Below are 26,092 nucleotides of genomic sequence, written 5' to 3'. Positions count from 1 at the left end.
ATATTATTTATTATCTTCTATGCGTACCCACTTGATACTTGCCGCCAGACGTTCTTCTCCTTGCAGGGAAGCGTATTCGGGATAGTCTTCGAGTACATTTTCGACAAACTCTTCAATTGTGTCGCCATACCAATGGGCTACCATTTCGTTGTTATACATCAACTGACCACCTTTCCAACGTTCGTACAAGCCTTCCTGGTTGTATGGACCACCGATACCCAACGGAGTGAAGAAATTGTCATTATAGTTGCCGTCGGAACGGGGTACGAGCGAAGTGGATTGCAACATACGGCAGGCTTCACGATAATAGTTCATGTTCCAGTTACGTTCGTCCGTAGGATATTGCAGGCGTTCGGGCACAGGGTCGAACTGGTTGGCACCATAGGTTCCGTAGTTGTTCGGAGTTCCGTTGTAGAAGATAGGCGGATATTGCATCACACGTGTTCTGCGTTCCAGTGTCCATCCGGCGAATCCGTTGAAGTAGTCGGCGATGTAACGTTGCTTCCATACCTGTTCCAGATTGTTCTTGTAACCGCCTTTTCCGTTGATGTCGGCTTTATAGAAGGCACGGTAGTCGCGGCATCCTAGTCCGTTGGTGTTCCATTTGATACCGTTGCGTTCGATATATTCGGATACTCCGCTGGTGACGCCATACTCGTTCATGGAAGCACTGATGCCGTTGTAGTAGTATTGTTCGGCACTCTGCGGTAATGCCACGTTCAATCCCCATTCGTCTTTGCGCAACTGGATTTCGGAGAGCATAAAGTTTACGTCCGCCCATGTCAGCAGTTTCACTGTAGCATCCTGCTTGATGAAGTCACGATGAATCAGGGCGTATGTATACCCCTCGATGCTGACAGAAGCTGTGGAGTAAAGGCTCTGAAGGTTGTTGTTATGTTCATCCTTGCCTACAATCCATCCGGTTGGAGTCTGTTTCAATTCGAAGCGGGGCAGGAACGGTATTCTATAGGACACCTGGATATATTTCTGCTCTGCTACGGACCATAGGGAATCTCTTACTACCGCACGGTAGTCACCGCTCTCGTTGATACGTGATGTTTGCGCGTACTTGCTCAGACGAGGATCTTTGTAGGAACGCATATAGCAGAAGAAGTATTCGTTCATTGCCGGGTATGTCAGGCCGCCTATCTCTGTTTCCAGCTTCGTACCCAAGTCGAACTCTTTCAGGATACGGTTGTAATATAAGGATACGTCGGCATTGGGGTCGGTTCCGTAGCGTCCGGCTGCGTTGTCGCTGTTGGAACTGAACAGGTAGTTGCGGTTGTTTTCGTTCAACGCTTTTTCTATCTGCTCGCGTGCCATGGAGATGGCTTCGGGGCTTTTCTTCATGTTCATCATGCGGATAGCCACGTCCAGACGCAGGGTATTGGCAAACTTGCGCCATTTTTCAATGTCGCTGTCACCGCCGGCAGACGGATAGAACGGGTCTTTCACCATTTTCGTTCCGTTCGGGTCGAAAGTTTCCACTGCCTGGTCCAGCCAGCGGAGTATTTGCATATATGCTTCGGCTTCGCTGTTGTAGTAATATACGTTTCCGTAAGTCTCTTTGCAGGCAGAATCCAAAGGGATAGGTCCCCAAGTTCCGGTCAGTACGGAGTAGAGGTAGGCTTTCCAAGTGGTCAGTATCGCCCAGTAGTTGCCGTTGGTATCCCGGTCATATTTTTGTTCCATGATGGCTACGTCGCCCAGGACTTTCTTGTAGAAGTTATAGAATCTGTCGCCTACGTTGTCCGAACTTTGCGGGCTTGTCCAGGAAACTACGTAACGTGCCATGTAGGCGTAGTAGTTATAGTTCATTTCGGATAATACGTCCAGGGATTTGTAGATAGTGCCCGGAAATATCTTCTGAATGTCAATCTCATCCAAATATAGCTTGTTGGGGTTTTGGTTGGTTGCGTCGAAACTATCCACGCAAGATGTCGCCAGTCCCAATAGGGCTGCAGTGCATAGTGTATATAAGTACTTTTTCATCGTCATCGCTGTTAAAAAGTTATTTTAAAATCGAAACCGTAACTGGAAGTTGGCAGGTTGAAGCCTCGTTCCAAACCTTGTTGGATTCCCATGGAAGAAGTGGCTTCCGGGTCAATTCCTTTCGGCGTTTTCTGATGAAGAATAGCTACGTTCCTACCTACGGCGGAAACTCTCATGGATTGTATGAAACCTATCTTTCTCAGCCAGTTCTTGGGAATGTTGTACCCTAAAGAAATTTCTTTCAGTTTCACGTAAGAAGCGTCGTACAAATAAAGTTCGCCGTTTTTACCGCTGTCGTTGGTCCAATAGTCAATCGGCTTAATCCAAGCCTGGCAAGGTTGTCCCGCCAGTCCCGGTACGGAACTGTCATAAACGGCTCCGGGGATATTCATGCCTTTCGGGCGCGAAGCGTCCATGTAGATGTTGTTCTTGCCATTGGGGACGTATTTAGGGTCGAGAATACCGAGATAACCGGTCTGGTCGCCTTCATTCAGAATCAAGTCAGAGAACAGGTGTTCGGTACGTCCGCCCAGTGACATGATGGATTGCGCGTTTCGGGAAGACTGGAAAGCTGTCTCCGACCATACGTGCCCGCCCATACGGATATCTAACATGGCAGAGAATGTCAAATCCTTCCAACGGAGGGAAGTACGGATACTGCCTGTCCATTTCGGTTCTACGCTGGCAAGGAATTTAGCTTCACCTGACAAGGGACGGCCGTTGGCTCCCACCAACACTTGTCCTTCGTCATTGGTCTTCCACGGCTCGCGGCAGTAGAGGCTGACTAGCGGCTCACCTTTCACAATGCGCAGTTCCACGCTGTTTTGTACGGTAGTCAGTGTCATGTAGTCCATACCGTTGGCTAGCGAAACCACTTCCGAGTTGTTTTTAGCCCAGTTGATGTCCACTTTCCATTCCCAGTCTTTATTTCTGAAAGGAACGACACCTAGTGTTACTTCATATCCCCAGTTCTTAACTTCACCGGCATTGAACAAGGCTTCTCCATAGCCGCTTACACCGTTGATGGTGGAAGTCAGAATTTGGTTTTTGGTGTTCTTGTTGTAGTAGGTGAAACTTAAGGAAGCACGGTCTTTCAGGAAACGAAGGTCCAAACCTGTCTCGAAAGATGTAGTGCTTTCCGGTTTCAATGAGTTGGTCTTGCGCTTGTTCTCGCTTTCAAACCATGCCATGTCTCCCAGATAAGAAGTATTGTAACTGAATCCGTTCAACAACTGGTCGAAGCCGGTATCGTTACCTACCTTGGCGTAAGAACCACGAATCTTGGCATAGGATAACCAGTCTTTAGGAATGCTCTTCACTAACTCCGTCAGTACGAAGCTGACACCGTAAGAGGAGTAGAAATAAGAACGGTTGTCGGAAGGCAGGGCAGACGACCAGTCGTTACGTCCGGTTACATCCACGTAGATGAAATCTTTGTAACCTATGCTGGCGGTTCCGTAGACAGCCTGCTTTTTCTTCGCGTTATACTCCGGCCAGGATTTGACGGTAGCACCGTTGTTAGTGAGAGAGATAAAGTCGGAAGTGGCCAATGTGCCGATTTCCGAGTTTTGTTTCTTGAACAGGAAGTCCTGCGAGTTGGCACCCACACTGGCGGATATGTTGAAGTCTTTCCAGGTCTTGTTGTAAGAAAGCATGGTTTCGTAAGTATAGTTGCGTGATTTTTCGGTAAACTCCTTGTAGAATCCGTCGGCATCCCCCGGAGTGTACATATTGCGAAATTCGTATCCTTCTTTCATATTTAGGTCGAGGGCGGCTTTCAGACGCAGTTTCAGGTCTTTGGTGATTTTGTAGTTGACTGTTACGTCCGCTAGTAACCATTCTTTCTTATCCTGGTTGGAAAGTTCGTTCAGCATCCACACCGGACTCTTGAATTGAAGGGCGGTCGGTTTTCCGTTCTCGTCTTTCCAGGGATACATTTCCTGTATGGAAAGGTCGCGGGGCATATCCATAAGTGTATAGATAGGGTTACGGTCGGAATTGTTACGGTAAGAACGGTTCTTTACATTCTCGTGCGTATAGCGACCGTTCAGGTCGACGTCCAGCGACTTTGTCAGTTTCACGTTGGAACGCACGTTAAAAGCGTTGCGGGTAAGGTTGTTCAATCCTTCCAATACGTCATCGCTCCGCAGGTTGGTGAAGCCGATACGGGTGGAGATATGTTCGGTGGCGCGTTCTATAGAAACACTGTTCGTCCAGGAGTAGGCAGTCTGATACATGGAGGTGGTGTTTGCCGGGGTAGGAACGTAGGATTTGAGTTCTCCGTTGCGTCCTACTACTTGGAAACCTAACATCGGCATACCCCATGAACGGGAATTGTCGTAACCGCCCATCCGTTGGATGCCGTAAGGCATGTTCGGGTCGTAAGGCACTTTGACGTTCCCATTGAACGAGTTGGCTTTGTTGTTTTCAAAACGGTTGATGTGTCCGCCACCATATATATTTTGATAGATGGGATATTGGGAAAATTCGGTGAACTGAACGTTTGTGGAGTAGGTAACTCCCAGTCCGCTTCTTTGACCGGCTTTCTTGGTGGTAATCAGGATGGCGCCGTTGGCTGCGTCCGAACCATAAAGTGCGGAAGCGTTGGCTCCTTTCAGAACAACGATGTTTTCGATGTCATCGGGGTTAATACTGTTAGCCGGGTTACCATAGTCGATTTCACCACCGGTCACATCATTAATAATAGGTACACCGTCGATTACATAAAGTGGCTGGTTGTTACCGGAAATGGAGTTGGCACCACGGATACGTACGGTGGCTGAACCGGCGGCACCATTGGAGATCACCTGCAATCCTGCCACTTTACCTGCCAGCATGTTTACGAATCCGGCATCCCGGTTTTCGGTCATGCTTTCCACATCCATTTTCTGGAAGGCGGTAGAAAGAGATTTTTCATCGCGGCGTAAGTCCATCGCTGTTACCACTGTCTGTTCCAGCATCACAGCATCTTCTTCCAAGGTCACGTTTAATACATTCTTTCCTTTTACTACATTGAATGATTTTGTTTTAAAACCAATATAAGAGAATTTCAACACAGCGCCGTTCTCCGGGACTTGAATAGAGTATTTACCATCAAGATCGGTTATCACCCCTTTTGTACCACCCACTATCACTACATTAGCACCGATAATAGGCTCACCTTGTGCATCGGATACTGTTCCTTTCACTGTCCGGTTCTGCGCCTGCATTACCGAAGCACTGAACAGCATTAAAATTAAAATGAGACTTCTTTCATAGTATCTCATGTGCTGAGAAAATCGTTGTTTCATGCTTTTCATGAATTTATTTATGAATAATCACTAAGTTAAAGAATCAGTCGGATGAGAGAACCTGTTTTTATTATAGGTTTCATCATTCGAATTAGATTAAGGCGTTCTTTCTTGCTTCATAATACTGTTATGTTTTTAAGATTAATTTTCAGCAAAAGAACTGTGAACCGATAAAAAAAGCGTGGTGTTTGCGATTAATTGGGGATTAAAAAACAATTAAATGTGAATTAAGTCTTTTTTTCTTATAATCCTTCACAAACAGATGCTTACCCTTTGTATTAAGTGAAAATAAAGTTATGAGCAAAGAGGAATATTACTCGGTTTATTCAGGTTTGTGGTGTGGAATGTATGAAAAGAAACTCTCCTTTCTCTAAATCTTGATAACTTTATCGGTGGTTCAGGGAAAAGGGAGAGAAAATTTAATTAAAAAAATAGCTTGTCGTCCGGGTTATAAGTCGGCAAATGGGACTTTATAAGTTTCACCCATGGAGTCATGATACTCTTTGCAGAAGCGGTCGTACAGGTTTCGGGCAATACCTTTCTTTCCCTGTGTGACTAGCACGGAACACTTGGCTGCCAATGCTTCTTCATTTAGTGGATCGTGCAGGAACATGATGTCGGCAAGGCGGATAATCATGTCCTGATGGTTCCGGCTGATTTCAATGTCCAGCAAGTTCTTCAGCAAGTCGATGGAATAACTGGAATAGTCGTCCTTAAAGTCGTCCAGCCAATCAAGAATCGTGTTGGGGAGTAAAGGTCCGTATAGCAGTATTTCCAGGATTCGGTTCAACAGTTCTTCACTTTTCTCCTGCTCGAATTGTTTGGTGCAGGTAATCAGGGTGTGATAATCACAGAAAACACCCGTTCCCCATTTTATACGCAGGAAATTGTTTTCTATCATTACTTCCATATCTCCGATGCTTTCCAAGAGTACTCGTAGCTTGCGCAGGTTTACGTTGCGGTTATTACGGGCGGCGGTTTCTTCTTTTTCAGGCCATAATATCTCTGTTGTTTTGGAAGCCAGAATACCTTGCGCATTTTTCTCCGTATAGAGGATCAATAGAATGAGCAGGTGCTTCAAACGGGGAGTAAAGTTGGAAGTGATGTCGTTTCCATCTTTATCGCGTACATTGAAACAGCCCAACAAAGAAATAGATGCACGACTGCGGTCGTAATAGTTGACTGTTTCTGTGAAGATTGTTTCACTCTCTTGCATCCATTCTTTTTTCGGTATGGTTTTAGACTCTGGTACGTCAGATTGGCTCTGGACTTTGCCGGTGGTGGCAACAGTTTTCTCTGTTCCTTTCTTTGTGGCAGGTGCCTTTTTATTTTTGCCGTTGTATTTGAAACGATAAAGTACAAAACCGGCTAAGACGAGTAATAGCAAGATTCCAATGGCATAGAGGTACCATCGGTTGTTGATGCTCTCTCCGGCGGTTGACTGGCGGATATCCACCTCGTTCACGAGGGGCATATTGATGGAGTAGATTGCCAGCTCATGTGTATGGTTGCTTAGTATTTTATCTAATACCAAGAATAATTTTCCATGAGACGGGGAAGTATAGAGGCTGAAATCACTATCCTGATAAGTTGATTCATTATAGATGGGTTTGGATACTTCCGAGTAGACAGAATCTTTCATTGAAATCTTCCATAATACACCTCCTTTATTTGTCGAAACAGCATAGAAAGAACTATCCGAGGGTTCGAAATACATGGTAGAGGCCATGATAGTACCTTCTTCCTGGGGTTGGTTCTTTTGCCAGACTATGCGTGATTGCTTGTTTTTCAGATTGATGGCGCATAATCCCCAATAGTAATGGCTGCTCAATTCCTGCTTGCCATACTTGTTTCCTCTACCACCAAAGATGTATAGTTCATCACCCACTATGGCCATTGCAGCTGAATAGCGGGGGTAAAGGGGACGTTCGTATTCTACTTGTTCTATTTGGTTAGTGCTGTACTTCATCCGGTAGAGATCGTTGCGATATTGGTAGAAACCATAACCACCGAAGAAATAGAAGGAAGAGTCTGCCGGATTGAATGTTCTGGCATGATTGTAGTTGCTGGCTTCTTCCGTGTTACGTATCTCATTACTCCATCTTTCAGTATCAAATGAAAAACGGGACGTGATGCCTTTCTTGGGATAATAAGACACTAATTTATTGCTTAAAGTATCGTATAAGAGATGATTGGGGAATTCTACCGCCGGATAGCCTCCACGTATTGCAATTTCCTTCTGCAAAGTTCCGTTTTCGTCCAATACATCGATTGATTGGGATCTGACTAAATAGAATAAGGCTTCGCGAGCGTTGAAAGCTACGTCCAGTTTTCCCGGGATTTTAGCCTGATGAACAAGTTTCCATTCAATATGATTGTCTATCAGCCATACCGGATGGATGGCACGTGCCACAGCTCCTTCTATTTCATCATAACAAACGGTATCATTGTGCTTCCACAGTTTCCATTCACGTATCTGTTTTCCATCTTGTGTGATGGTTACATTGCGAAGGTCGATGGGAGCTACGTCCGAAAGATATTCTTTCATCTGTCCGAACAAAGCCGTTACGCTTTTCACTCCTTGCAAGGGAGCCATCGCTGATATTTTTTTATTGTCGTAATCTATTTCAATTACATTATCTTTCAAACGCAGGTGCAACGAGACATCCAGCCATTTTTCCCGTTCGATGGGACTGTTTATGTTGATGATGCCCTCATTGAGTACCAATGCCGGAAAATGTCTTTCTTCACCTGCCACAAATGAGAAACGAATAAATTGGTTGGTGTTTGTATGCAGATGGAGAATGGTTCCAAAGTCATGCTCATTGGCGCGTACATACATTTGAAATGAAATGATAAAATCGTTTTTTATAGAGAAAGGTTGGTTATCGTCCAAGTACAAGGTTGTCCTCTCTATGCCCGGTACTGCATGGGATTTAAGAGAAAGTCCATAATCATACAAAGAAGATGCGTCCACTTTGCCTACCATGCAAAGCAGGACGGAGAGCAAGATTTGTAGTTGATATCTCATAGTACTTTATTTATAGTGCAAAAATACAAAAAACTGTATGATATACCCAAAAAACGGAGTTTATTTATAAGGCAATGCTTTGAAACAATTGTTTGCTATTACGTATCATACGTTTAATGAAACATGAAGATGTCCCAAAATAGAATGTAGAAAATGAAAATTCTATTTTGCGACATCTTCATATCAACCGGATAGAGCCTATTTATCGTCTGCAGAAGGAGGAGCGGCATTTGCTCCGCTGCCCCATGTCTTATTAGGTTTGTTGCCCATTGTCAGTACTAATTTGCCTCCATTTTTCAAGTCGTCATGGTGAAACCAGGGTTTCTCCCATTTTTGACCGTTCAGCGTAGCCGATTGGATATATTTATTTTCTTCGGAAACATTCGGAGCCTCGATTTCAAATACGGAACCGTTGCTGAGTGTTATCTCTGCATGGGTGAAAAGTGGACTTCCGATATTGTAGACCGGTGCTCCGGGAGTGACAGGATAAAAGCCCAGTGAGGAGAAGACTACAAATGAGGTCATACCTCCGCCGTCTTCATCTCCCGGCATACCCATGAGGTCGTTGCGGAACCATGTTTTCAGCATTTGACGGATGCGTTTCTGCGTTTTCCAAGGCTGGCCTGCATAGTTGTAGAGATAAGGTACGTGCAAGGAGGGTTCGTTTGCCATGGAAAACTGTCCTACGTTACCTGTGTGGTCGGGTAGTTGTGCATAGAATTCATATTTACTACGTCCCAGCGGTTCACTGAAGGTACGGTCGAGATTGGCGATGAACTGCTCTTTTCCTCCCATAAGGTTAATCAGGTCGGCTACATTGTGAGGCACATCCCAGCGATACACCCAGCCGTTGTTTTCTCCATAATATTCGCGGGCACCCATGCCACCTGCATAACGGTAGTCGAATGGTGTTATCCAGTTGCCTTCCTTATCTTTCGGGTGGAAAAAGCCTGTTTCTTTGTTGAAGAGATTCCGGTAGTTGTAAGAACATTGCAGGTAATGGGCGGCTTCGTCTTTCTTGCCCAATATTTCGGCGATGCGGGAAAGGCACCATTGGTCGTAGCTCGTTCCCAGTGTAACGGCAACAGGTTGGCGCTTCTCGAAAGGATGCACGTTCGGGTCGGTTTCCTTTTCATCCGGGCGAAGAGCAGGGATATATCCATTTTCCCGGTAGAAATTGTCCAGCCAGCCGGCTGCAGCTCCCGACCAGGGAGCGAGCGTTTTCTCTTCAATTCCTTTCCGGCAGGCTTCGTAGGCTTTGGCCGCATCTACATTCAATCCTTTAGCGAGAGCGTCGGCTATGGTAGCAACGGCATGATTGGAATTCATACGGCGTGAGTCACCTGTCACTTCGGGGAAGGTAGGCATCCACATTGTTCCCATCTGTTCCGCCATCAGCAGGAAGGAAGCTATGATGTCTTCTTCTTTTTTCTGGTCAATCAGCGTGCGCAGCGGGTGTGCAGCGCGGTAGGTGTCCCAAATCCAGTCGTCGTTGTAGAAAGGTGTGCCGTTGTCGTCGTGTACTTCGCCGTCAAAAGCACTGAAGTAACGACCACCGGCTTCACTCATACAAATCGGGCGTTCGAAAGTACGGTAGAAGGAGGAGTATAATACAGTCTTGTCATCTTCGGTTCCTCCTTCTACTTTGATACGTCCCAAGGCTTCGTTCCAGATTTGGCGTCCTGTTTTTGCCAGATTTTTGATGTTGTAGTCTTTCAATTCATTGCGCATATTCTTCTCCGCTTGTTCTTCACTGATGAAAGAAATGCCGTAACGAAGGCTGACTGTTGTTGTGCCATCTGCAAAACGCCATGCCGCACAAGCGTTGATACCTTCTGCATTGTCTTTGCTGGCTTCGATGACTCCATCTTTCAGGATGCCGGTGCTTACCGGTTTTTCTTGTGGTTCAATATATACATACACATTGGTGTTGGCACTTAACTGCTGGTGTCCGCTGATGAAATTCTCTCCTACATGGATCGAACCATTGCGGGAGTTTACAATGATATAGGCAGGTTTGTCCGCTTCAAATGTGATCCGGTAAAGAGCTGACTGGTGGGAGAGGGCATATTCTGCCTTCATGCTGTTGTCGTTCAGATCCACTTCATACGAGTAAGGCGTGAGGTGCTCATTATCGTAGTTGTAGGTAATGATCGGCTGCAGTTCTTTCCCCTGATAGGGACTAAGGTTGAACGCGGAACGTTCCCGGTGATTGGTGACAATCAATGGCAGTCCGTTTAACAATTCGGTGGTATAATCAGCACGTTCCGGATAGACACGAAGCATACTGTTTGGCAATTGAATGGTAGGAAATGTGGGAACCAGCAGATGGCTGATATTCCCTATGTATGGATTGACATAATCGACCGGTGTCCGGTTGGCGGTCTGTGATTGCCCTCCATTGCATCCGCTTAACATTGCAGCCATTGTTATAGCAGCGCAGAAATGTAAGATTTTCATGATAGTTTTTATATTTAATCGTTTTTATTAGTCATTTATTTGGCTTCCGGATTGGTAAAGGCAGCTTTCAACGTTGGGAGAAAATCCTTTTTGTTGTCACATTGAAAGAAGCCGCTAAAGTCATTCCGGTCTCCGTCTCCTATGGTGATAACCAGTTTGTTCCAGCCTTGCAACAGAGGGAGCTCTTTATAGATAACCTCGTTACGTCCATCGTGCGACAGACTTGCATAAGGTTTGTCATTGATGGACAACTCGCGGGTTTTGGCTTTTAACATCAAGGAGAGTTTCGGCATATTGGGTTCTATCAATAAGTCGTCCAAAGGACGTGGGCTAAATACGTAGAATTCCAATGCCCAACCATTATTCTTTTTCACAAACTTTTCTTTGGTTGCTACCGGGAAGTTCATTTGTTCGTCACGCAGGAAGAAAACTTCATTGATGTTGATTTCCGGCTTCTGATAGTTTATACCTGCGTTTTTCAGGATAATGCTCAACGTGTTGTATCCCTTTTCTGAATTGGCGAATTCAGTCAATGTATTCAAATAGACAGTGGAAGAGCCATGCTGATATTTAACAAATACCGGAGTGGCAGACGTACATTCGTATTCACTGCGGATTGTTCCGGCTGTTTTGATCTCTTCCGGACGTTTGTTCCATTTGCGCCAGTCGGTCTTGCAGGCATTCAATAAAACTTCACCTTCTTCTACAAATGCGCCTTTTAACGAATAATTGGAGGCATCCGCTTTTTGAAGTTCACAGAAATAGAAGTCGGAATTGTTGAGCCCATGCATCCATGCTTTCTGTACAGGCAGGAAAGAAGAACGTTTCAGCGGATCTAGTGCAACGGGAAGAGGTAGGATTTCATTGTATTTCTCTACGGTTTCCGGTGTTATTCCCCATATCCATAAGTCTGCGCCTTTGGCTAGTTGCTTCTGAATTTCTTTTTGAGTAGCGGCGTTTAAAGCCTCGCTGCCATCCACGATGTAAAGCAGTGAGGAAGGGATGGTTGTTTTGGAAGCGAAGATTACTCCCTGCGCATCCATCAATTGTTTTACTTTGCTGTCCGGATTACCGATAAATACTACTTCTTTATAGTTCTTAGCCGTATTGGTAGCTTTGTGAGCCTGATACTGCTTTTTGTCGATTGTTGCATAAGGAGACCATGCCGGTTCGCCCGGAGCGTTGGCTGCACGTAAGGCACTGTACATCGGCCATTCCTGATAGAGTGGTAAAGTCGGGTCATAACCCGGATTGAACGTCGTGCAATAAGGTCCTACGCGTTCCGGTTGGACGCCCGGAACACCTTCTTTGTATTCGCCGAAGAATACGCCGTCTTCGCTGACACTGGGTGCTTTACTTTTATCTTTTTTGCCGAGTGGGAGTGGTTTCAGTGCATACCATGCCATGTTGAAAACAGTGCTGTATGAAGCACCCATCCGGCGTTGGTTAGCTATCAGGTTGTAACATTCGTTGGCTAGTCCTTCCATACGCCCTTCCTGTGATTCGTAGGCACGTTCTCCGTTGTATTTGGAAACCTGTTCCGGCGTGCCATAATATGCCATACTGTGTTCACCGATTCCCCAAGGTTTTCCGATTTCGGTCCAGCGCTTCATGGAGTTGATGTCTCCGTAGTGTCCTACGGTTACAGGTAATATGCCATCACCGTCGTCTTCACCGTCTGCTGAAATCCATGGGCGGGTAGGGTCGTACTGATGTACAATGTCGCGCCATTCTTCCCATGCTTTCTTTTGAACAGGCATTAGTTCGGGACGATTATATACATGGAGGATAACAGGCTTGTTTTCATTACTGACACTCCAGCCGAAAACAGATGCATGATTTCTGTCGCGCAGGACAAAACGTTTCAAATGTGCTTTCGATGCTTCCCAAAAGAGATCGGAGTCCAGTTTCGGTCCGCCGTCACTGGCCCAGTTGGCCGTTTCATTCAATACGCAGATACCCATTTCATCTGCCATATCCATATAAAAGCGGGGATAAACCTGTGCATGCGGGCGGACTGCATTTCCGTTCATACCTTTAATGGCAGTGAACCAAGCCCATGCGTAGCGACGTGTCATTTGTGGGATACCCATGAAATGCCAGGAGTCTCCATGTAAAGCATAAGGTTTACCGTTCAGATATTGTGTGGTTCCTTGCAATGTCCATTCACGCCAGCCGAAACGTTCGTATTTTGTATCGATGGTTTGCTTTTTATCTTTTATGGAAAGTAACAGGGCATACAGATTCGGTTGTTCGGGAGTCCAGTATTCCAGTATGTTTTCATTGACGGGGACTTGTAAGGTTACTTTTTGTGATGCATTAGGCGCAACTGTAACTTTGAACGGTGCTACCTGTAATGCTTCCGTACCCAGTGTCCATGCAGGAACGGGAGCAGAGTTTATGTCTGTTCCGGCACAATTTATCCATTCTCTGACATTACCTTGCAGTTGTATATCAGCTTTCCGGTCGGTTTTATTTTGTAGGGTCACCTCTATTTCCAATGTGTTTTTGGCAACCAATGGTTTTATATATACATCTTCTATATGAACTTTGGGTAAGGCCAGCAAATATACATCCTGCCAGATACCGTTGATATGATATCCCCACATAGAACCTCCCGGCACAATGCGGCGGCCGATAGTCGAATTATCTTCGAATAAGGACTGGCTACGTACGCCTACCAGAATTTCTACTGTTTCACCGGGAGTCACTTTGTCCGTGATGTCGAAGCTAAACGGCAGAAACAAATCGAAATTTTCACCTACTTTTTCTTGATTGATATAGATTTCGGAATATCCGGCCACTGCTTCAAAGTAAAGTTTGATTTGCTGACCTGTCCAGTTGGCGGGAATCGTAATGTTCTTTTTCATCCATGCCATTTTTACTTGTTCCCACTCTTTAGGATAAGAAGGATAGTTGCGATGGTCGGGACCTTCCAGATCGCGATAGCCGAAAGAATTGATATTCCACGGAGAAGGTATTTTTATACGTGTCTTGCTCCAACCGTTGCCATCTTTCGGAAGGGACAGTTGGGGAGCTACTCCTTTTCCTTGTTTGTACTCTTTCGGTAAAGAGACGGGTTGAAAATCCCAATAGCCATTCAGGCAAATCTCTTGACGATGCTCTTTCTCGGTTTTATTGACCAAGCCTTCACTGGGAGCAAAAGAGTAGGGATAAAATAACTTTTGATCGTTAGTCACTGTTTGTGCATTTGTCTGTATGGGCTGTAAGGTAAAACCTGTCAGCAAGCTGCACAATAGGATTAGATTCTTCTTCATATTTGTATATTAATAGTTTTTCGGATATTATTAGTTAGCGGCAAAGTAAAGGGAAAAGCATTAAAAAGGAGGAATGAAAGGGCTTAATCTGGGATTAAAAAGTGATTAATTGTATAAAACATCTGTTTTTCTTCTAAATAAAGGGTCAAATATTCCTTGGCAAGCATCTTTGCGGAACTAAAAAAACTGATGGAGAAAATGATTTTATTCGGTGTCCGGTTTACTGTTTTTGGGGATGATTGATAAGAAAAATTGCTTGTTAAGTGATTTAATTGTTTTTTAATTCTTGGTTAATCCGGTTTTAATAACGGAGGTAAGCGCCTCATGCTATCTTTACAATCACAAATCTAACGAGTTCAATTTAATTAAAAAGAAAAACTATGGGACACAATTTGTTATTTACTTTGAGGTGTTTTCTTCCACTATTTTTGGGAGGAATGATTGCTTTAAATTCTTGTAAGGAGGAACGTGCGTCAATCAATGATGATCCGGGGCAGGGGGACGATGGCGGCGATGAATATGAGTATGTTGATGACCGCTATGACAATGGGATCAGTTGCGAGGAATATCTGACCAATTATCGGGGAATTCCGTTTAAAAAAGATTCGGAAGGAAATAGTTTGTCTGTGATATCGGGAGTGTCTTCAGTGATAGAAGCAGAAGATTTTGATGATGGTGGGCAGGATATTTCTTTCTCTTTTAAAAACAGTACGGCAGGAAATTATAAGGATTACCGTACAGAGAAAGGAGTGGCTATCAGTAAAAGCGGAGAAGTTATAAATATAGGTAATGTCAATAACGGTGATTGGCTTTGTTATACACTACAGGTCAATCAGGCAGGAGCCTATTCCATTGATACTTATTGTGTGTCGGGTGGGGGAAAGACCAGCTTTTATTTTGAGGTGGACGGAAAGTCTGCCGGTCAGATCGTAGAATCGCCGGAGGATGAATGGAGTGTCTACTCACATTCGGTGAAGGTAACCAATGTACAACTAAGTGAGGGCAGGCATGTATTGAGATGGTGCACTACGGGGAGTATGAATCTGGATAAGTTTGTGTTTACGCGTACCGGAGAATATACCGGGGATAAAGTAGACGGTTCTCAATTTGAGTATCCAAGATACAGTTATTATGAGCATAATCCGTTGTTTGTTGATTTCTCTTCGCAAATGTATCAGAATTCATTTACGGGAACGCTTTATACAGCCGATCCTTCAGCACATGTATGGGCAGACGGTCGTCTTTATGTTTATGCTTCACATGATATGGAACCGACACAAGGATGTGACCGCATGGACAGATACCATGTTTTTTCCACTACGGATATGAAAAACTGGACGGATCATGGGGAGATCATGAATTCGGCCACAGTAAAAGCACATGTGGGTATGGGAATCGATGGCTTTATGTGGGCTCCTGATTGTGCTTATAATAAAGAAGAACAGTTATATTATTTTTATTTCCCTCATAAGATTGACGCTAATACGTGGCGCATCTTTGTAGCAACCAGTAAGGAGCCTGCGGCAAAGTTCAGGGTGAAAGGAGTGATTGACGGTATTCCTTCTACGATTGATCCTTGTGTATTTGTAGACGATGACGGACAACCTTATATTTATACCAGCGGTGCCGGCAAAGGCTGTTGGGGTGCTAAATTGCGCAAGGATGACTGGACTAAACTGGATGGAGTAATGAGTCCTTTGAGTGGTTTTACTGATTTTCATGAGGCACCTTGGGTACATAAGTACAAAGGCAACTATTATTTGAGCCATTCGGATAATCATGCGGGTAGTCAGGGAGGTAACCGGATGCAGTATTCTATGTCGAACAATCCTTTGGGACCATTCACTCCATGCGGCGCATATATGTATCCTCATGGTGAAGAAACGGCTCATGGCTCTATTGTAGAGTATAAAGGTCGGTGGTATTCTTTTTATCATACGGCTAATTATTCGGGAAAAGGAGCATTGCGTTCGGTTTGTGTCGATCCGATCGAGTATGATCAGAATAATAAATTGAAGATGGTACAAAACTGGGGGAGTCCCCGTAGTGGTCGGGCTGTAGAAGTGAGGATGACGCCATCTGTAGTAATACAGGCTGAAAACTACAATACAGGCGGTGAACATTATGGATACCATAAAAATCCGTTGGAGGGAGGAATGCAACAGGAAACGCAAAACGGAATCACTTATCTTAAAGGTATGAAATCGGGAGAGTGGGTGCGTTATTCAATCAACGTCAAAGAGGCTGGACGTTATGGTATTACTTGCAGAATGTTTCAGAAGCGTTCGGGGGGTAAATTCCGTATTGCTGTGAATGGAGTTTATAAGACTGGTGAAATAGTATTAAGCGGTTCTGCCGGAGTATGGAATGAGACTTTAGTGTATCCAATAGAGTTGGAAACAGGCGAACAATATATTGATTTTCGTATAAAGAGTGGGGATATTGATATCGATTGGATTAAGTTTGGGGCAGGACACAGTCAAGTGCCCGGTATCATTCAGGCGGAAGATTTTGATGACGGACAATATAGCTTTAAGAATGCTTCATCCGGCAACTTTAAGTCTTACCGGAGCGATCAGGGAGTAGCGATTAGTGCAAGTAATAATATTGTTCATATAAGTAATACTTCCGGTGGCGATTGGATTCAATATACATTTAATGTTCAGGAGAAGGTTTCTACAGTCAAGGTTCGTGCAGCAGCGGAGAAGGATGGAAAGTTTGCCCTTTCTTTTGATGGAGGAGCACAGTTGAATCCTGTAGTCACAACTACGGGAAATTGGACTACATACAATGATTTTGCAGTATCGAACCTGCAATTATCAGCCGGTACACATACAATGAAGATTCACATACTTAGTCCGATGAATATTGATTGGTTTGAATTTTGGTAGACTATATCAACAATATTCCATATCAGGCTTCTATTAGAATTGAAGATCATTAAAATGAAGGTTTTAAAAGATAATCATAGTTGGCTTACAGATATTTGCTAAATTTGCGAACGACCAGTAACTCTTAGGGCTGATTGAGGAGTTACTGGTCATTTGAGGCCGGATGCAAAGGATATTGGTTTCGAGTAGAGTGAAAATAAAAAGAGATTGGAGGACATGAATGAATAGTAATTATCAAGTTGGCGATTTAATTTATGATGCAAATATTTATGATGGGATGAATACCGATCTGGCTGATTTGCATTTTTATAAGCGGTGGTTACCCAAAAGTAAGGATGCCCGAATACTTGAACTTTGTTGTGGAACAGGCAGGCTTACTCTTCCAATTGCAAAGGATGGATATAATATTAGTGGCGTTGATTATACGTCTTCAATGCTTGACCAAGCGAAGGTCAAGGCTTCTGAAGCAGGATTAGAAATAAGGTTTATTGAGGCAGATATTAGAACTTTAAATTTGCAGGACAAATACGATCTTGTCTTTATTCCATTTAATTCAATCCATCATTTATATAAGAATGAAGATTTGTTTAGGGCATTTAATGTCGTTAAAAATCATCTCAAAGAAGGAGGTTTATTTCTGTTAGATTGCTTTAATCCGAATATTCAATATATAGTTGAAGGTGAAAAAGAACCGAAGGAAATAGCTGCATATACCACTGACGATGGTAGAGAAGTATTGATAAAGCAGACCATGCGATATGAAAGTAAAACTCAGATAAATCGTATAGAATGGCATTATTTTATCAATGGTGAATTCAATTCTATTCAGAACTTGGATATGAGAATGTTTTTTCCTCAAGAATTAGATTCATATTTGGAATGGAGTGGTTTTGATATTATACATAAGTATGGAGGATTTGAAGAAGAAGTATTTAATGATAATTCGGGAAAACAAGTATTTGTCTGTCAGTACAAGTCCGATTGTCCGTATTGAGGTAGAACATGAATAGATAGATGTATCAAAATTGATACCTCTTGAAACAAAGTTTATAGACGAAGGTGAAGATATCCCCTATCTTTGCCTTCGTCTATTTTTAGATTAAAGATTGTATAAACTAGGAATACTTTGTTGCCATGAAAACAACCCCCTGGATGAAACTATGTAAAGGTGTAGCGCTTGCATTAACAGTCTCTTATGGACTGACTTATTGCCATACGACTAAAAGCAAATTGACCTTGGAACAGCAAGGTGATAGCTTGACTGTCATCCATATCACCAATCCGACTAATTATATATTGCTTCCTATAGAAGAGGAAGCACCGGAAAGTCAGGTTCTCCTCCATACAGGAGAAGCTGCCGATACCGATATGGATATTCGTTTGGCACAGAATCAAGTGGATTATTTTGTTCCCTTTGCTTTGCCTGGCGGAACGAGGAATGTAACCATACGTGTCCGTAATAAATCAAAAGACGCACTTTGCTGGAAAGAAATCAAATTATCTGATACATTTGATACTACCAATACAGAAAAGTTTCGTCCTGTTTATCATCATACTCCCCTTTATGGCTGGATGAATGATGCTAACGGGCTGGTGTATAAAGATGGAGAATATCATTTGTATTTTCAATATAACCCTTATGGTTCCAAATGGGGAAATATGCATTGGGGACATTCTGTCAGCAAAGACCTAATGCATTGGGAACATCTGGAACCAGCTATTGCCCGTGACACATTGGGACATATCTTTTCGGGTAGCTCGATTGTCGATCAGGAGAATGTAGCCGGTTACGGAGCAGGGAGTATTCTGGCTTTTTATACTTCTGCCAGTGACAAAAACGGGCAGATACAATGTCTTGCTTTTAGCAAGGATAACGGGCGGACATTTACTAAATATGAGAAGAACCCCATTCTGCGTTCTTCTGGTGGTTTGAAAGATTTCCGTGACCCGAAAGTTTTCCGATATGAACCGGAAGATAAATGGGTGATGATTGTTTCTGCTGATAAAGAAATGCGTTTCTATGATTCTAAGAATTTGAAAGACTGGAATTATATGAGCAGTTTCGGAGAAGGGTACGGAGTTCAACCTTGTCAGTTTGAATGTCCGGATATGGTGGAACTTCCGGTAAATGGAGATACGAACCACAAGAAATGGGCGTTGATAGTGAATGTAAATCCGGGGTGCTATTTTGGTGGTAGCGCAACTCAATATTTTGTAGGAGACTTTGATGGAACGGAATTTATTTGTGACAATCAGCCAAATGTCACGAAATGGTTGGATTGGGGCAAAGATCACTATGCCACCATTTGTTTCTCGAATACCGGTGACCGTGTGATTGCTGTACCTTGGATGAGTAACTGGCAATATTGCAATATCGTTCCGACAAAACAGTTCCGTAGTGCCAATGCATTGCCACGTGAATTGGGGCTTTATACACAAGACGGTGAAGTTTATCTTTCGGCAGCTCCGGTAACAGAGATAAAAGCTTTACGAAAAGAAAGTAAAGAGATTGCTGCATTTACGGTTGTGAATGATTATCATATTGATTCTTTATTGGCTGATAATGACGGAGCTTATGAATTAGCATTGGAGATTACTACCGGCGAAGCAGAAATTATGGGATTCAGTCTCTTTAATGATAAAGGTGAAAAGGTGGACATCTATTTCAATCTTCCGGAAAAGAAACTGGTAATGGACCGAACGAAAAGCGGTATCGTAGACTTCGGAAAGAACAGCGTACCTCATGAAATAGAAGCACATGACCGCAGAAAGACGACTTCCATCAATTATATCGATGATTTCGCATTAGCTACCTGGGCACCGATAAAGAAAGAAAATAAATATGCTTTGGATATTTTTGTTGATAAATGTTCTGTAGAAATATTCCTGAACGGAGGAAAGATAGCAATGACCAATCTCATTTTTCCGTCGGAACCATACAACCGTATGTGGTTTTATAGCAAGGGAGGTACGTTTAATGTCAATTCATTCAATGTGTATCGGTTAGGTTTATAAGTTAGGTTTTTGTAGATTAGAATTAGGTGTTGGTAGCTGTCAGATGTGAAATCTGGCAGCTACTTTTATTGATTACTCATTAATTTCAATCGTGTATCCTCCTTGGAATATCTCACTTGGTTGCAAATATTGCATCCAGTCCTTATCTTTATATTCACCAGTATAGTGTGCACGGTCGCAACGTCCATACCAAGGCTCGATGCAGACAAAAGGAGCATTCTTTGCAGGTGGCGACCAAAGGCCGACTACCGGAGCATTAAAGTGTAAACTTAAATAAGCCCGTTTCTCCTTATTATATAAGGTAACTTTGCGAACCTGTTCATTTTCCAGGATCAAAGCATCTTTATCAAAAGTATGAGTATCCAATGGTAACAATCCGTCTGTCATCTCTAAGGAATACTCAACAGAAGGATCAGCGCATCCCTTTTCAGAAATAAGAATATACTTCAAACCGTCTTTCCTGTCGAATCCGAAGAACCCTCTTTCTAAACTGTTTGCATCAAACTCCGGCCAGTAGAAAGCGGGATGTGCTCCAATTTGAAAATACATTTCTTTATCACCGGTATTTGTCACTTCCCACATAACCTCAATTTGTTTTCCCTGAATACGATAACCTATTTCCAGACAGAATGGAAACGGATATTTCTGCAAAGTCTCTTCATTACTGACAAGACGGTAGCGCACTTCATCCTCTTTTTCAGCAACAAGCGTAAATTCCATGTCACGGGCAAATCCATGTTGGGTAAGCGTATAAGGAATCCCTTCATTGCGATATTCATTTTCCCATACACTTCCGACAATAGGGAATAGGATAGGAGAGTGACGTTTCCAAAAAGCAGGATCCGCTTGCCACAGATATTCTTTTCCATTGGCAAAGATACTGCAAAGTTCAGCTCCATGAGGAGATACTTGAATGGTAAGTTGTTCGTTGGAGATTGTTTTCATATCGTTCAATTTTCAGTTGGTTACAATCGGTAACTGACTTTTTTTATTAATCGTTTTAATAATAACTACTTTTTAAAAGCTTATATTACTACGCAAAGGTAATATTTTCCGCACTGACTAGAGAATATCTTCTTCATAATTCTTGTGATGAGAAAAATAATGTATAAAACCCTATAAAATAGCGTTCTATGCAACAAATGTTACAGCCTTTGAAACATTTCTTTCAGTCGATTGATATAAATCAACCGTAATTTGCATCATCGATAAAGATAAAATTCGTACTTTTAATTTAATAACATCAAACTAATGCTTAGTATTATGAAGAACAAAAAACTTCTTTGCAGCGTTTGTTTCCTGTTTACTTTCATGTCAGTCCTTTGGGGACAAAACATAACGGTGAAGGGAAACGTTACTTCTAAAACGGATGGACAGCCGGTTATCGGTGCCTCTGTTGTTGAAGCTTCAGCTACTACTAATGGAACAATTACTGATTTAGATGGTAATTTCACCCTTTCGGTTCCGGCTAACTCTACTTTAAAGATTACGTATATTGGTTATAAACCGGTGACCGTAAAATCGGCTACAATCGTTAATGTACTATTGGAAGAAGACACTCAAATGGTAGATGAAGTTGTTGTAACAGGCTATACTACCCAGCGAAAAGCTGACTTGACCGGTGCTGTTTCCGTAGTAAAAGTAGATGAAATTCAGAAACAAGGTGAGAACAATCCGGTGAAAGCCCTTCAAGGACGTGTTCCCGGCATGAACATTACTGCCGATGGTAATCCGAGCGGATCGGCTACCGTGCGTATTCGTGGTATCGGTACGTTGAACAACAACGACCCGCTTTATATCATCGACGGTGTTCCTACCAAAGCTGGTATGCACGAATTGAATGGCAATGACATTGAATCCATTCAAGTGCTGAAAGATGCAGCTTCGGCTTCTATCTATGGCTCGCGTGCCGCAAATGGCGTTATCATCATTACTACCAAACAAGGCAAAAAAGGACAAATCAAAGTAAACTTTGACGCTTCGGTTTCTGCCTCCATGTACCAAAGCAAGATGGATGTGCTCAATACGGAACAGTACGGACGTGCCATGTGGCAGGCCTATGTAAATGATGGCGAGAATCCGAATGGTAATGCTTTGGGATATAACTACAACTGGGGATACAATGCCGATGGAAATCCGGTATTATATGGTATGAGTCTTTCCAAATATCTGGATTCGAAGAATACAATGCCTGTGGCAGATACCGACTGGTTTGATGAAATCACCCGTACAGGTGTTATCCAGCAATACAATCTGTCTGTCAGTAACGGTTCGGAAAAAGGTTCTTCCTTCTTCTCATTGGGCTACTATAAAAACCTGGGCGTTATTAAAGATACGGACTTTGACCGTTTCTCGGCCCGTATGAACAGCGATTATAAATTAATTGATGATATATTGACTATCGGTCAGCATTTCACATTAAACCGTACTTCGGAAGTGCAAGCTCCCGGCGGAATTATCGAAACTGCTTTGGATATTCCTTCCGCCATTCCCGTTTATGCTTCGGATGGTTCATGGGGAGGACCGGTAGGAGGATGGCCGGACCGTCGTAATCCTCGTGCCGTACTCGAATACAATAAAGACAATCGATACACGTACTGGCGTATGTTCGGTGATGCTTATGTGAATTTAAGCCTTTTCAAAGGATTGAATGTACGGTCTACTTTCGGTCTGGACTATGCTAACAAACAAGCCCGTTACTTCACTTATCCTTATCAGGAAGGGACACAGACCAACAACGGCAAGAGCGCAGTAGAAGCCAAACAGGAACACTGGACCAAATGGATGTGGAATGCCATTGCCACTTATCAGTTGGAGATAGGCAAACATCGTGGAGACGTGATGGCAGGTATGGAGTTGAACCGTGAAGATGACAGCCATTTCTCCGGATATAAAGAAGACTTCTCTATCCTTACCCCGGATTATATGTGGCCCGATGCAGGTAGTGGTGCGGCACAGGCTTACGGTGCCGGTGAAGGTTATTCACTTGTCTCTTTCTTCGGTAAAATGAACTATTCTTATGCTGACAGATATCTGCTTTCATTGACTATTCGTCGTGACGGTTCTTCCCGCTTCGGTAAAAATCATCGTTACGCTACTTTCCCTTCCGTATCTTTGGGATGGCGCATCACGCAGGAAAACTTTATGAAAGAGTTGACTTGGCTGGACGATTTGAAACTGCGTGCTTCATGGGGACAGACCGGTAATCAGGAAATCTCCAACCTTGCCCGTTACACGATTTACGCGCCTAACTATGGTACAACAGATTCCTTCGGAGGTCAGAGCTACGGTACGGCATACGATATTACCGGTTCCAATGGAGGCAGCACTCTACCTTCCGGATTCAAACGTAACCAGATCGGAAATGATAATATCAAGTGGGAGACAACCACACAGACCAATGTCGGTATCGACTTCAGCCTGTTCAAACAATCCCTCTATGGTTCATTGGAATACTATTATAAGAAAACAACCGACATCCTGACCGAAATGGCCGGTGTAGGAGTATTGGGAGAAGGTGGCAGCCGTTGGATTAATTCGGGTGCGATGAAAAACCAAGGCTTTGAATTCAATCTGGGTTATCGTAACAAGACTGCTTTCGGACTGACTTACGACCTGAACGGAAACATCTCCACCTACCGGAATGAAATTCTTGAATTACCGGAGACGGTGGCTGCTAATGGAAAGTTTGGTGGTAATGGAGTAAAGAGTGTAGTCGGACATACTTACAATGCACAAGTGGGTTACATTGCCGATGGTATTTTCAAATCACAGGAAGAAGTTGACAATCATGCTACCCAGGAAGGAGCAGCTGTCGGCCGTATTCGCTATCGTGACATCGACCACAACGGTGTGATTGATGAAAAAGACCAGGAATGGATTTACGATCCTACTCCTTCTTTCAGCTACGGCTTGAATATCTATCTGGAATATAAGAACTTCGATCTGACTATGTTCTGGCAAGGCGTGCAGGGAGTGGATATTATTAGTGACGTGAAGAAGAAAAGCGATTTCTGGAGTGCAGCCAATGTCGGCTTCCTGAACAAAGGAACCCGTTTGCTTAATGCCTGGTCGCCTACCAATCCGAATTCCAATATCCCGGCATTGACTCGTAGCGATACAAACAATGAACAGCGCGTCTCCACTTATTTTGTAGAAAACGGTTCTTTCCTGAAACTGCGCAATATCCAATTAGGATATACAGTTCCGGCAGTCATCTCCAAGAAGTTGAGAATGGAACGCTTGCGTTTCTATTGCAGTGCACAAAACCTGCTGACTATCAAAAGTAAGGACTTTACAGGAGAAGATCCGGAGAATCCGAACTTCTCTTATCCGATCCCTGTGAATATCACATTCGGACTTAACATCGGATTTTAATTCACCTCATTTATAAAACGAACGATTATGAAAAAGATATTATATATAGCAACCATCGGATTTACCTTGCTGACAAGCAGTTGTGACGATTTCTTGGATCGTCAGGTTCCGCAGGGCATTGTGACCGGAGATCAGATCGCTTCTCCCGAATACGTGGACAACCTCGTGATTTCAGCCTACGCCATTTGGGCGACAGGTGACGATATCAACTCTTCTTTCTCTCTTTGGAATTATGATGTACGTTCCGACGATTGTTATAAAGGTGGTTCCGGAACAGAAGACGGTGGTGTGTTCAACGCACTGGAGATTTCCAAAGGTATCAACACTACAGACTGGAACATCAACGATATATGGAAAAGACTGTATCAATGTATCACTCGTGCCAACACAGCCTTACAGTCACTCGACCTGATGGATGAAAAAACTTATCCGCTGAAGAACCAGCGCATTGCTGAAATGAGATTCTTGCGCGGTCATGCTCACTTTATGTTGAAGCAACTGTTCAAGAAGATTGTTATCGTGAACGATGAAAACATGGACCCGGATGCTTACAACGAGCTTTCGAATACCACTTATACCAATAATGAACAATGGCAAAAGATAGCAGACGACTTCCAGTTTGCTTACGATAATCTGCCGGAGATACAAATGGAAAAAGGACGTCCTACCCAGGCTGCCGCTGCCGCTTATCTGGCAAAGACCTACCTGTATAAGGCTTACCGTCAAGACGGAGTGAACAACAACCTTACCGGCATCAACGAAGAAGACTTGAAACAGGTGGTGAAATATACCGATCCCCTTATCATGGCCAAAGCCGGTTACGGACTGGAAACTGATTATAGCATGAACTTCCTGCCGCAATACGAAAATGGTTCAGAATCTGTATGGGCCATTCAGTATTCTATCAACGACGGAACCTACAACGGTAACCTGAACTGGGGAATGGGATTGACAACTCCGCAGATACTCGGTTGCTGTGATTTCCACAAGCCGAGCCAGAATCTGGTGAATGCTTTCAAAACTGATTCGCAGGGAAAACCGCTGTTCAGCACTTATGATAATGAGAACTACGAGGTTACGTCAGACAATGTAGACCCCCGTTTATTCCACACGGTAGGTATGCCGGGCTTCCCTTATAAATACAACGAAGGCTACATGATTCAGAAGAATGATGACTGGAGCCGTAGCAAGGGACTTTACGGATATTATGTTTCTCTCAAAGAGAATGTAGACCCGGATTGTGACTGTTTGAAGAAAGGTTCTTATTGGGCAAGTTCTCTGAACCATATTGTCATCCGTTATGCAGACGTATTGCTGATGCGTGCCGAAGCCTTGATACAGTTGAACGATGGACGTATCGCTGACGCTATCTCACTTATCAATGATGTACGCAGCCGTGCAGCCGGAAGTACCATGCTGATTTTCAATTACAAAGAAGAGTACGGAGTAAACTTCAAAGTAACCCCTTATGAACTGAAAGCCTATGCACAGGACGAAGCAATGAAAATGCTGAAATGGGAACGTCGTGTAGAGTTTGGAATGGAAAGCTCACGTTTCTTCGACCTCGTAAGATGGGGAGAAGCCAAAGACGTCATCAATGCTTATTATGTAACCGAAGCATCCCGTTGCTCTGTCTACAAGAATGCAGGTTTCACAGAAAATAAGAACGAATACCTCCCTGTTCCATTCGAACAGATCAGTGCTAGTAACGGAAATTATACACAGAATTTCGGTTGGTAACCATCAATCTTAAAACAA

General features: G+C 43.5%; 11 protein-coding genes. 5 read left to right on the top strand and 6 right to left on the bottom strand.

What is annotated here, in order from left to right:
- Window positions 1-3: 3 nt before the first annotated feature.
- From HMPREF9010_RS00555 to HMPREF9010_RS00575, 5 genes are all read right to left on the bottom strand, one after another.
- Complete coding sequence (locus HMPREF9010_RS00555) at window positions 4-1,992, bottom strand: SusD/RagB family nutrient-binding outer membrane lipoprotein (RefSeq protein ID WP_008651906.1); 1,989 nt, start codon at window positions 1,990-1,992, stop codon at window positions 4-6.
- An 11-nt stretch (window positions 1,993-2,003) separates the two neighbouring features.
- Window positions 2,004-5,282 carry a SusC/RagA family TonB-linked outer membrane protein gene (locus tag HMPREF9010_RS00560; RefSeq protein WP_032852984.1) on the bottom strand — a complete coding sequence of 1,093 codons (3,279 nt, stop codon included), beginning with the start codon at window positions 5,280-5,282 and terminating at the stop codon, window positions 2,004-2,006.
- 448 nt (window positions 5,283-5,730) lie between these two features.
- Window positions 5,731-8,313 carry a hypothetical protein gene (locus tag HMPREF9010_RS00565; protein WP_008651904.1) on the bottom strand — a complete coding sequence of 861 codons (2,583 nt, stop codon included), beginning with the start codon at window positions 8,311-8,313 and terminating at the stop codon, window positions 5,731-5,733.
- A gap of 198 nt (window positions 8,314-8,511) precedes the next feature.
- Window positions 8,512-10,773: a GH92 family glycosyl hydrolase gene (locus HMPREF9010_RS00570; RefSeq protein WP_008651903.1), complete on the bottom strand. Its 2,262-nt coding sequence runs from the start codon at window positions 10,771-10,773 to the stop codon at window positions 8,512-8,514.
- Window positions 10,774-10,808: 35 nt separating this feature from the next.
- Window positions 10,809-14,051 (bottom strand): glycoside hydrolase family 2 protein, encoded by a 3,243-nt coding sequence (locus HMPREF9010_RS00575; protein WP_008651902.1) that lies wholly within the window; start codon window positions 14,049-14,051, stop codon window positions 10,809-10,811.
- A gap of 380 nt (window positions 14,052-14,431) precedes the next feature.
- On the opposite strand from HMPREF9010_RS00575, the gene HMPREF9010_RS00580 reads away from it, so the two are divergent.
- The 3 genes from HMPREF9010_RS00580 (at window position 14,432) to HMPREF9010_RS00590 (ending at window position 19,957) form a co-directional block, all read left to right on the top strand.
- Window positions 14,432-16,942, top strand: coding sequence for a carbohydrate-binding protein (locus HMPREF9010_RS00580; RefSeq protein WP_008651900.1), 2,511 nt, complete (start codon window positions 14,432-14,434; stop codon window positions 16,940-16,942).
- A gap of 220 nt (window positions 16,943-17,162) precedes the next feature.
- Window positions 17,163-17,936, top strand: coding sequence for a class I SAM-dependent methyltransferase (locus HMPREF9010_RS00585; RefSeq protein WP_008651898.1), 774 nt, complete (start codon window positions 17,163-17,165; stop codon window positions 17,934-17,936).
- Between the two features lie 140 nt (window positions 17,937-18,076).
- Complete coding sequence (locus HMPREF9010_RS00590; RefSeq protein WP_008651896.1) at window positions 18,077-19,957, top strand: DUF4980 domain-containing protein; 1,881 nt, start codon at window positions 18,077-18,079, stop codon at window positions 19,955-19,957.
- A 72-nt stretch (window positions 19,958-20,029) separates the two neighbouring features.
- Here HMPREF9010_RS00590 and HMPREF9010_RS00595 read toward each other — a convergent pair whose 3' ends face one another.
- Complete coding sequence (locus HMPREF9010_RS00595) at window positions 20,030-20,902, bottom strand: aldose 1-epimerase family protein (RefSeq protein WP_008651893.1); 873 nt, start codon at window positions 20,900-20,902, stop codon at window positions 20,030-20,032.
- Between the two features lie 318 nt (window positions 20,903-21,220).
- On the opposite strand from HMPREF9010_RS00595, the gene HMPREF9010_RS00600 reads away from it, so the two are divergent.
- Window positions 21,221-24,334, top strand: coding sequence for a SusC/RagA family TonB-linked outer membrane protein (locus HMPREF9010_RS00600; protein WP_032853002.1), 3,114 nt, complete (start codon window positions 21,221-21,223; stop codon window positions 24,332-24,334).
- Between the two features lie 27 nt (window positions 24,335-24,361).
- Window positions 24,362-26,074, top strand: coding sequence for a RagB/SusD family nutrient uptake outer membrane protein (locus tag HMPREF9010_RS00605; RefSeq protein WP_008651889.1), 1,713 nt, complete (start codon window positions 24,362-24,364; stop codon window positions 26,072-26,074).
- The last annotated feature ends 18 nt before the right edge of the window (window positions 26,075-26,092 follow it).

Source organism: Bacteroides sp. 3_1_23 (assembly GCF_000162555.1).
Classification (GTDB): domain Bacteria; phylum Bacteroidota; class Bacteroidia; order Bacteroidales; family Bacteroidaceae; genus Bacteroides; species Bacteroides ovatus.
The sequence above is the reverse complement of the archived record's forward strand: the minus strand, read 5'-3'. Positions and strand labels throughout refer to the sequence as shown.